Below are 10,497 nucleotides of genomic sequence, written 5' to 3'. Positions count from 1 at the left end.
TAAGTTATGTATTGTATCTATCAAGTAGCTACAACAGCAAATTTATTTTAAAATAAATTCTATGAACTTTTTGTATTGTATTTTTAGTTTTTTCTTTATCTTTTCTTCATCATAATCATCACTAATCACTGAATGTACAATTTCTAGGAACAATTTTTTATCACATAATTGTATAGGTAATTTATATGTATTATAAATATGTTCCACAATATCATCAGTAAAAACATCTTGGAATTTTTTAATAGCACCAACTATCCCTGGAGCAAGCATAATTGCAACATCAAAATCATCTATTGCTTCATTTTTAGTGTATAAGCCTTCCTTACATGAAGTATAAATAAAATTTCCCTCCACACCACTTATATCGTTATATAATACCATAAGTAATTTTTCTAAAGCATCTTTTCTTCTGCCTTCTTCAGCTAATAATTGATACATATTAAAATATTCATTTCTACCATAGTCCTGACTTTTAAGCAGTCTTTCATTAAAAATACCCCATACAATATCATAGAAATTATATCCTGGTTTTCTTCTTTTGTCATAATCTTTCCAATCAATATCCCAGTTCTTATGCTTATGAATTTTAACGTAGTCCAAATTTCTTTTCAAAAACTCTTTGCCTTTTTCAGAAATAGAATAATAATCTCCTGGACACCATTTCGTTATCATTTCATCATCAGCAACTTCTATAATTCTCTGTACTAGCTCATCTTTTTTTCCCGTTTTCTTTTCACCTAATTCAGAAAGAATAACTTTTAATTCTGAAACTTTTAATCCCTTAATTCTATCTGTAGAACTAGCTTTTTCTAAATATCCATTTTTAATCAATTCAAAATGATATTTTGAAGGCTTTTTTATGCCACATTCATAAAGTAAATATCGTTGATATTCGGAATCAGATTTTATCTGTGAACTTTTCTGATAAGCATTAAGAAAGATAGCTTTTGCATAGTCTCCTTGTAAATTTGGAATTTCTTCATCACCTTTATTTGTGGATGTTACAATATTTTTTATGTTTATAGTATTTTTATTCTTTTTATTTTTGATTAGTGAACTCTCATTTTTAGTTATCATTGTTAATATTTTTTTAAACAATCCCATATTGATAATCCCCCAATCTCTAATTCAAAAACAATTTTTTCTTGTCTTCTATACGTTTTTTCTTTTAATGCATAAATTGCTTGTTAAATCCATTATTTTCATATTTATTATAACACATGCCTATTAATGAAACATTCTAATAATTTGCAACACAAAAACACCCCCTGTAAAAAAATCAACCAATAAGGGGTGCCTCTAAAATATATAAGCCTAGAATTTCAACCTCGAAATCCTAAAAATTCCTACACCAAATCCTCCAAAAAGCACAAAAAGCCCCTGAAATCAAGGACTTTCTATTGTATCAATATTTGAGTTTATGTATGGTGGAGGCCAAGCATGACCTTTAAAATCCACTACTTAGTTAATTTTGTTTTTCTATAAAAAAGTTTCTGACAAATGTACTATTTACTACTTTTCAATTTTTTCTATTTTTAAGTTTAATCCTTCGAATTATTTATTATATTCTTTATTAATCACAGCAATAACTTCACCTATATGACTAATTTCATCAAGGCTAAACAATTCCCCCATCCTTAATGTTCACTACTCTATTACCATACTCAGCCGTTTCCATTGAGTGAGTAACCATTATAATCGTTTTTTTATTCTCCCTATTAATCTTTCTAAGTAGTTCCATAATCTCAGTTCCAGTCTTGCTATCAAGATTTCCTGTTGGCTCATCTGCAAAGATTATTTCTGGATTATTAATTAATGCCCTAGCTATTGCCACCCTTTGCTGTTGCCCTCCTGATAATTCCTTTGGAGTATGTTTTCTTCTTTCAGTAAGTCCTACAATCTCTAATATATTATCTAATTCCTTTTTATAATCCTTTGTTTTATTACCATCTAATAGCACAGGCAATAAAATATTTTCCTCTACATTCAAGTTAGGTATTAAATTATAAAATTGAAATACAAAGCCAATATTTCTTCTTCTCATAACACTTTGTTTATCATCACTAAACTTTGATATATCTTCCCCATTCATAAGTACCTTACCAGTTGAAGGCTTGTCTAATCCTCCTAATATATACAGAAGTGTACTTTTTCCAGACCCTGATGGACCCATAATTGATACGAAGTCTCCCACATTAATCTTAATAGAAATGTCTTTTAATATCATTAATGACTCCCTACCCATTTTAAATCCCTTAGTTATCTCTTTTCCTTCTAAAGCAATTTTTCCATTTATACTATTCATAATTAACTCCTCCCAAAAAAACTACTCTGCTTTTATCTTTTCAACTATTTGCATCTTAGTGTTCTTTATTATCGGAACAATTGAACCTACTAATGTTATAACTATTCCTATGAATCCTGCTATTAAAAATGTAGATAACTGAAAGTCTGGACTCATTGATATTCTAGGTCCTGCCACGATAAATATTGTTCTTACTTCTAAATAAGAAATTATCATACCAGCTCCAGCACCTATTATACCTGAAGTAAAACCTTCTATTAAGGTCATCTTTACACTCTGCTTTATACTAAGCCCCACAGCCTTATACATAGCTATTTCTCTTTGTTTTTGGATATAATTTATCAATAGATTGTTTATAATACCTATAGTGCTTAGTAATAAAATACAGTAAGTAAGACTATTTAATGGCCTTAAAAAGGCTGTTACCACTTCCAAGCCATCCTTAGTAAACTCCTTCACTGTTCTGCTGTAATTTTCCTTACCTCCATGCATACTTCTTATTTCTGCCATTGTCCCCTCTGGATCTTTTGAAGTGTAAACTACCAAGCCATAGGCATTTTGTCCAAAGTCACTTTCTAAATATTTAGATGGAAGTACTGCTTGTGAGTTATTAGCTCTAGATTTGTAGATTCCAATTACTTTATATTTATATTTACTATTCCCCATAGCTACTTGAATTTTATCTCCAACTTTAACTTTAAGCGTTTTTATAAAGTCATAATTTAATAATATATTCCTATCCTCATTGAATTTCTTAATTGCATTATTCTTCTTTTCACTATCCTCATATTTTAATGCAAACATATCATTGTACTCCTCTAAGCTATCGACTCCTTCAACTCTATTTGTACCAAATCTATCCAAAGTCATTGTTCCATTAATAACATAGAGTGGTAATACTGATTTCACATTATCACTCTCTTTTAATCTATCTACAAAGGCCTTATCAATATTCTTAGCTTCTGTAAAGCCATCTAGTTTAGCTCCTTTAAATACATCTCCAATATAAGTACTTACAAAACTTCCTACTACAGTAATCACAATAACAGCTGATATACTTATAAAAAGAAGAGTAATGCTTTGAGTAACATTCTTATTACCTCTCATATTTCTTGCAGAAAGCTTTCCCTCATTACCTAAAATCACAGCATATACTTTTTCTAAAACTAAAGAAATAGCATCTGTAATTATAGGTATTAGGATAAGAGCAGCAACTATTAACGTTATTAAAGATATTCCTCCTCCAATTAATAGCATATTCCCTTTTAATATATTAGGCAGCAAAATTGATATAATAAATAAACTTACTGCAACTTTTATCTTAAATTTATTAGTCACACACTTTTCCTCTACTGTTCCTAGTACAATATGCTTTACTGGAATTTCACTAGATCTTTTCACTGGAATATAAGCACTTAAAATTGACATAATAATCGCTACAAAGAATGTTATTATAACATTTAGAGTGGTAATAACCATAGGAATCTCTACTCCTTGTGTAAGATTTTCTGTCATTCCTCCCAACATAAACTTTAATACAATTATCCCTAGAGGTATTCCTATCCCACCCCCTAATATTCCATAAACTAAGCTTTCTAATATAAGTATCTGTGTAACTTTCTTCTTAGTTGCTCCAATACTACGGAATGTTCCTATTACAGGTAATCTTTCAATTGTAATAACTTTATAACTACTATATATAATAAAAACACTCATTGTTAATGAAAAAAAACTTATTAAGAGAAAAGGCATAGTTTTTTGTTTTGCATCCTGTTCTATTTGTTTTTCATCTACAACAGCACTAACCTTATATTTATTTTGAGATACATTTTTTGATACTTCTGTTATTAGGGTATTAGTATCAATATTTTCTTTAGGCTCTAAAAGAATTTCAGTGTATTCATCCTTTATATTTAAAATATCTCTTAAGGTTTCCTTTGGAATTAATGCATTAAATCCTCTAGTGCTTCTTAAAAATACTGTATCATAGGCTGCAATTCCATAGACTTGAAAGTTGATAGTTTTTTGATTAATTGTTATCTTTATGTTATCTCCCTTTTTTATCTTATATTTAGTTGTAAATTTCTCTGGAAGAATTATTTTATATCCACTAAAATTACTTAAATCATTATTATCCATAAGCCTTGGTTTATTAATAGTATTAAGTCCATCTAAATCTGCTGCCAATATATCAAAGTTTTCAAAATATCCATTTTCACAATATAATCCTGTACTTTTTATTATTCCTACCTTACTTTTAATTTTGTCTAGATTTTTTACTACATCTTCTTTAATAAATTTAAATTGTTCATTTTCATTCTTCGTTGCTTTTACACTTACTGTGGCAGTCCCTGAATATCCTTTTTCCATCTTTCTTTGAGCTGCTTTATAAGAATCTCCTATAGTAAGGGAAACAAATAATAAAGTAGTAGAAAATACTACAGATAGCAGCATAACAGCTGTCCTAGTCTTTCTTTCCTTAATGTTATTTAAAATATACTTAAATATGATTTTCATTTATTCACCCTCTTTTTTATTTTCATTTTTAATAAAATAGGAGCCGCTGCGCCACTAACTCCGTCTTATTTTTTTGTTTAACCATATTTTCTGTACAAAAAAATTGTTAGCTTATTAAAAATAATAGACTAACAACCTTAATATCCATTTCATTTAACCTTAAGACTACCTTAATGTTAAAACTCAATTATAAATTTTGTCCCTTCTCCTAATTTACTTTCCACATAAATATTCCAATTATGTCCTTGAATTATTTCATTGGCTATAGCCATCCCAAGGCCTGTTCCTTCTGTCTTCTTATCCGTATTTGCTCCTCTATAATATCTTACAAAGAGATTCTCTACCTCATCTTCACTCATGCCTCTTCCATTATCACAAATACATATTCTTGTGTTTCCACATTTCTCTATAAGTATTTTAATCTCTGTGTCATCATCATTATGAATAATTGAGTTATATATTAGATTCATTAACGCCCTTTTTAAAAGAAGACAATCATACTCTATATTAATAACTTCCTCATCACTATGAAAATTAATGTTTTTATGCTGAAATTCAGGATTATTTAATATATCAATTACAATTTCTTTGATAAACCTTACTATATTCCCATTCTTTTTGTTTAAAGGCAGCATACCATTTTCAAGCTGATAGGTTAATTTCAAATCATCAATAAGCTTTTCTGCATAGAGAATATTCTTTAATATAATTTTCCCATAAACTTGAGTCCTTTCCAAATTATTATTCCCAATTGGATTAGCTATTAACTCTGCATAGCCTTTAATAGGTGATAAAGGTGTTTTTAAATCATGAGTTATATTAGAAATCCACTCTTTTCTTAACTTGTCATCCATATATCTCTTTTTCTCTCTTAATTTAAGCTCATTGTCTAGCCTATTTAGATTCTCATAAATAACTCCAAATTCCCCTTTACTTTCTTTAGCTTCATAGTTTCTTAAGGATATTTTTTCTAAGCTCCTAATTATTTTAGACATTTCCCTGGTTAATCTAATGCCATAAACTCCACCCAAAACAATAACTATAAAAATAATAACTCCAAGTATAGGGAGAATGATTGATTTACCACTTATAAATTCATTATTGTCTAAATACATAGTTACCTTAGATATTTTATTATAAAAGCCTATTAGATAAACAAAGTCCTTTCCATTAAGGGTAACAGTGCTAATAAAGACTTCATTACTTTCTTGTTGCTTTAATAAATCAACCTGAGAATATCGTTGCTTTACATTTTTAGGTTTATTATAGCTTTCAATTTCATTGCCATCCTTATCAATTATCTGAATCCATAATTTATTTTCCTTAAGCTTTTCTCTTCCCTCTTCCGTAATAAAATGCTTATCTTTATTAACTGTAATTTCCTCTGAAAATTCCTGAGTGAAAATTCTTGGCCAATTACTCAATGCTATATTCCCATTAGGCTTCTTTATAGTAATAACTTTAAAAGTAACAACTATTATAACGACTAAAATAAGTATCAATCCAATAAATAAAGTAACGTAGGTATGTAATAAACGTTTATAATCTACTTTCATGAATTACTCCTATTCCTTTACTAGCTTATAACCTAAGCCCTTTACTGTTAGGAGAAGTTCAGGCATTGAAGGATTTATTTCAATCTTTTCTCTTAGGTGTCTTATATGAACCATAATAGTATTATCACAGCCTACTGCATATTCTCCACATATTTGTTCATATAGTCTCTCTTTACTTATTATTTTGTTTAGGTTTTGAGCTAAATAGGATAATATTTTAAATTCTGTACCTGTTAATTCTATTTCCTTTTCTTCCTTAAGTACTCTTCCCCCATCTATATCAATGAATAAATTGCCTATATTAACTATTTCATTGGTATTTTCTACGGATTTATTATAATGTTGTCTGCGAATTTGAGCTTTTATACGAAAGGATATTTCTCTTGGACTAAATGGTTTTGTGATATAATCATCCCCTCCACTACTAAGACCTAGTATCTTATCTATCTCATCGTCTTTTGATGATAGGAAAAGTATTGGAGAATAAGAGAATTCTCTTATTTTTTTACAAACCTCTATACCATCTATATCTTGAAGCATTATATCTAGTACAATGATGTGTGGTGAATATTTTTTTGCTAGATTTATGCCTTCTATGCCTGAGTGAGCTTTTTTTATTTCTTTAAAGCCATCGCTTTTTAGCACTTCTTCTATAAGATCAGTTATATCTAATTCATCATCAATAAGTAAAATTCTAGAATTAGTAAAGTTCAGTTCATTATGCATTACCATATAATCCTCCTTTATATGTAATAATAAAAAATGTTACTCTAACCAAATGAACATTTCCTTTATATTACTATTATATCTAATATCGTAATTCTATTAACCATACTTTGCAATTAACTTTTTAATAGTATTTCAGTTTTTGGGAAATTATGTATCCTAAGACTCTGTTCTGAATATCCCAATTCCGTTTCTTAATTATCAACTTTAAATCTTATGAAACCAATTATTATATTCTAAACTGCTATTTCTATAACATTTTCCCAATACCAATTATGATTTTCTATTAATATACAAAAATTAATATATAAAAACCCACGACATTTCTGTCGTGGGTTTCATGGTGGAGGCGAGGGGAATCGAACCCCTGTCCGAAAGCAGCAACCCCTGGGCATCTCCGAGTGCAGTTTATCCTTTTACATTCCCTCCTCTAAGCGCCGATAAGCAGGCTCTTAGATTTAGTAGCTTCATTAATTCCGTTCCTTACTCAAAGCTTTGTAAGGCTCGGTTCCCCACCGTCGACGCCAGACCCTAAGTCGTGGGACTCTTAGGCTGACGAGCTGCAACTATTAGGCAGCTAATGCAAAATTATCGTTTGCAATTATATTTAAGTTCCCAGTTTTTTAACGCAGGTACAGGATCCCTTCGACTCGCTTCCCAGGAGCAACTTGCCCCCGTCGAAACCATTGCGCCCCCATGTTATAAAATTTATATGGGTTTTTGCAACGATATTTAAATATTAAGTTTTTTAGTATCTATAGTTTACAATATGAAAATGTAATTGTCAAATACTCTTATCAGTAAAAATTGTAAATACTTTGAAAGTGAAATTATGAAATACTCCTTTTACATATTAGTGTAACTATTTTTTAATAATATTACTCTGTAGAAGATATTCACAAATTACTTCCGTAAACATATGATATAGTAATATTCTTTAAATTTCAATATATATTTTTTAACACTTTTAATAAAAAATTCTGAGTTTTTTTATTAAATTTATATTGACATATAGCTTTGTATTATTTATAATCTATTTAAAAATATTATTCAAATAGGAATACTAAGTATTAAAAGCTATGAATAGAGAAAGTACGTTAATAGAAACTTTCAGAGAGAAGTCTCCCCTGGCTGAAAGAGACTTTAAGTGAAAATTATCAGAAGTGCCTCTAGGAGCTCTTTTTCGAATTAAGTAGATTTTAGCGTGGACGCCCGTTATAGCGTTAAGGTATGTTTGTACCTAATATTTTTGAGTTATATGCATGTTTTTTATTTGCATATAAACAGAGTGGAACCGCGGAATATAACTTCTGCCTCTGTATTAGAGGTAGGAGTTTTTTTATTTCTCAAAATTTAAATAATAAGCAAATTTATCATTAAAGCTAAGATTTAATATTTATTTAGAAATTAAAATATTTTTCCATTTAAAATATTACGACTATATTATACAAGGGGGATTATAAAATGAAAAAACTTTTTAATAATTTAATTTTTAAACTCATCTTAGGAGTTATTGTAGGTATATTAATTGGATCCTATTCTTCTAAACCTACAATAGGTGTAGTAATTACCATAAAATATGTTTTAGGACAGATTATTTTCTTTGCTGTACCTTTAATAATATTAGGGTTTATAACACCATCTATAGCAAAATTAAAACAAAATGCTAGTAAATTTGTAGGTATAACAGTCCTCATAGCATACATTTCTTCTGTGGCAGCAGCATTTTTGTCTATGATGGCCGGTTATGCTTTAATTCCTAAGCTTTCTATAGCTTCTAATCCAGAGGGATTAAGAAAATTACCTGAACTAGTGTTTAAATTAGATATACCACCTATAATGAGCGTTATGAGTGCTTTAGCTTTAGCTTTATTACTAGGATTGGCTACTGGATGGACTAATTCTGATCTAATTGAAAAGATACTGGATCAATTCCAGAATATAATTCTAAGCATAGTAAATAAAGTTATTATTCCTATACTACCGTTTTTTATAGCAACAAATTTTGCTGCTTTAGCATATGAAGGTAGTCTAAGTACACAATTACCAATTTTCTTAAAGGTTATAATTATAGTCTTAATAGGTCATTTTATTTGGCTTACTGTACTTTATTTAGTTGGCGGAGCTATTTCAAAGGAAAATCCATGGGAAGTGTTAAAGCACTATGGTCCTGCTTACCTTACAGCAGTTGGAACTATGTCTAGTGCAGCTACTTTACCTGTAGCTTTAAAATCTGCTAAAAAATCAAAGGTTCTTAGAGAAGATATTGTGGATTTTGCTATACCATTATGCTCTAATATTCACTTATGTGGTTCTGTTTTGACAGAAGTATTCTTTGTAATGACAGTTTCTCAAATTCTATATGGAAAATTACCTGCTTTCTCAACTATGCTATTATTTATATTATTATTAGGTATATTCGCAATTGGAGCTCCTGGAGTTCCTGGTGGAACAGTTATGGCGTCTCTAGGACTAATAATTAGTGTTTTAGCATTTAATGAAGCTGGAACCGCTTTAATTTTAACTATATTTGCCCTTCAAGATAGCTTTGGAACTGCATGTAATGTAACCGGAGATGGGGCTATAGCACTAATGCTTACAGGTATCGCTAAGAAAAAGAATTTATAAACAAATTTCATATAAATATTTAATTTTAATATTGCGAAGATAAAAAAATACATTTCATAAACATATGAATAAGCTATAGTAGTTCTTAATATGGTGAAATTAAAAATTTTTGTAATTCCTCACAGGACGTGAGGAACCGGGAGTGAAGCCAAGGATGGCTTCTTGACCGGGTAAAAAATTTTTAATGGAACCATATTTAGAACTTCTTAGCAAAATGAATTAGTTTATGAAATGTATTTTTTATCGTAGCAGTATTAAAATTAAATATATTTTAATACACCTTCATTTACTTTTAATATCTACTTCTTTCTTTAATTTGTCTGTCCATTTCTCTCTTTGCTACCTTTTCTAGCATTGCATCTCTCTTATCGTAATTTTTCTTACCTTTAGCTACAGCTAAACTAACTTTTACTCTGCCATGTTTAAGATACAATGATAAAGGAATTAGGGTATACCCCTGTTGGGTTGTAAAGCCTACTAATTTATATATTTCACTCTTATGAAGTAACAATTTTCTATCTCTTAGTGGATCTTTATTATATATGTTCCCTTGTTCATAGGGACTTATATGCATGTTTCTAACAAAAACTTCTCCATTTCTAATCTCAGCATAACTATCTTTTAAGTTTGCTTTTCCTTGTCTTATAGATTTAACCTCTGTTCCTACTAATTCTATACCAGCTTCATAGGTTTCTTCTATAAAATAATCATGCCTTGCTTTTCTATTTTCTGCAAGAGTGTTGCTTCCCTTCTTTTTACTCATGA

General features: G+C 29.4%; 7 protein-coding genes, 1 other RNA gene and 1 other annotated feature. Of the genes, 1 reads left to right on the top strand and 7 read right to left on the bottom strand.

Annotation, left to right across the window (positions count from 1 at the left end; all coding sequences use genetic code 11):
• Positions 1-42: 42 nt before the first annotated feature.
• From ACYUDJ_RS04295 to ssrA, 6 genes are all read right to left on the bottom strand, one after another.
• Positions 43-1,104 (bottom strand): SAP domain-containing protein, encoded by a 1,062-nt coding sequence (locus ACYUDJ_RS04295; RefSeq protein ID WP_043030981.1) that lies wholly within the window; start codon positions 1,102-1,104, stop codon positions 43-45.
• 514 nt (positions 1,105-1,618) lie between these two features.
• Positions 1,619-2,305: an ABC transporter ATP-binding protein gene (locus tag ACYUDJ_RS04290; RefSeq protein ID WP_043030978.1), complete on the bottom strand. Its 687-nt coding sequence runs from the start codon at positions 2,303-2,305 to the stop codon at positions 1,619-1,621.
• A 21-nt stretch (positions 2,306-2,326) separates the two neighbouring features.
• Positions 2,327-4,822, bottom strand: coding sequence for an ABC transporter permease (locus ACYUDJ_RS04285; RefSeq protein WP_043030976.1), 2,496 nt, complete (start codon positions 4,820-4,822; stop codon positions 2,327-2,329).
• Positions 4,823-4,998: 176 nt separating this feature from the next.
• Positions 4,999-6,378 (bottom strand): sensor histidine kinase, encoded by a 1,380-nt coding sequence (locus ACYUDJ_RS04280; RefSeq protein ID WP_043030974.1) that lies wholly within the window; start codon positions 6,376-6,378, stop codon positions 4,999-5,001.
• Between the two features lie 9 nt (positions 6,379-6,387).
• Positions 6,388-7,110 carry a response regulator transcription factor gene (locus ACYUDJ_RS04275; protein WP_043030972.1) on the bottom strand — a complete coding sequence of 241 codons (723 nt, stop codon included), beginning with the start codon at positions 7,108-7,110 and terminating at the stop codon, positions 6,388-6,390.
• A 335-nt stretch (positions 7,111-7,445) separates the two neighbouring features.
• Positions 7,446-7,800: a transfer-messenger RNA gene (gene ssrA / locus ACYUDJ_RS04270) on the bottom strand.
• 374 nt (positions 7,801-8,174) lie between these two features.
• Positions 8,175-8,425, top strand: a binding site (T-box leader).
• Positions 8,426-8,568: 143 nt separating this feature from the next.
• Here ssrA and ACYUDJ_RS04265 point away from each other — a divergent pair.
• On the top strand, positions 8,569-9,732 hold the full coding sequence (locus ACYUDJ_RS04265; RefSeq protein ID WP_043030970.1) for a dicarboxylate/amino acid:cation symporter: 1,164 nt from the start codon (positions 8,569-8,571) through the stop codon (positions 9,730-9,732).
• 292 nt (positions 9,733-10,024) lie between these two features.
• On the opposite strand, the gene smpB is transcribed toward ACYUDJ_RS04265, so the two are convergent.
• Positions 10,025-10,495 (bottom strand): SsrA-binding protein SmpB, encoded by a 471-nt coding sequence (smpB, locus tag ACYUDJ_RS04260; RefSeq protein WP_043030968.1) that lies wholly within the window; start codon positions 10,493-10,495, stop codon positions 10,025-10,027.
• Between the last annotated feature and the right edge of the window lie 2 nt (positions 10,496-10,497).

Source organism: Clostridium sp. CTA-6 (assembly GCF_054768115.1).
The sequence above is the reverse complement of the archived record's forward strand: the minus strand, read 5'-3'. Positions and strand labels throughout refer to the sequence as shown.

What these genes read in the sequence shown, in the direction of transcription:
- ACYUDJ_RS04295 (WP_043030981.1), bottom strand. Translation starts at nt 1,104, where the DNA reads ATGGGATTGTTTAAAAAAATATTAACAATGATAACTAAAAATGAGAGT.
- ACYUDJ_RS04290 (WP_043030978.1), bottom strand. Translation starts at nt 2,305, where the DNA reads ATGAATAGTATAAATGGAAAAATTGCTTTAGAAGGAAAAGAGATAACT.
- ACYUDJ_RS04285 (WP_043030976.1), bottom strand. Translation starts at nt 4,822, where the DNA reads ATGAAAATCATATTTAAGTATATTTTAAATAACATTAAGGAAAGAAAG.
- smpB (WP_043030968.1), bottom strand. Translation starts at nt 10,495, where the DNA reads ATGAGTAAAAAGAAGGGAAGCAACACTCTTGCAGAAAATAGAAAAGCA.
- ACYUDJ_RS04265 (WP_043030970.1), top strand. Translation starts at nt 8,569, where the DNA reads ATGAAAAAACTTTTTAATAATTTAATTTTTAAACTCATCTTAGGAGTT.
- ACYUDJ_RS04280 (WP_043030974.1), bottom strand. Translation starts at nt 6,378, where the DNA reads ATGAAAGTAGATTATAAACGTTTATTACATACCTACGTTACTTTATTT.
- ACYUDJ_RS04275 (WP_043030972.1), bottom strand. Translation starts at nt 7,110, where the DNA reads ATGGTAATGCATAATGAACTGAACTTTACTAATTCTAGAATTTTACTT.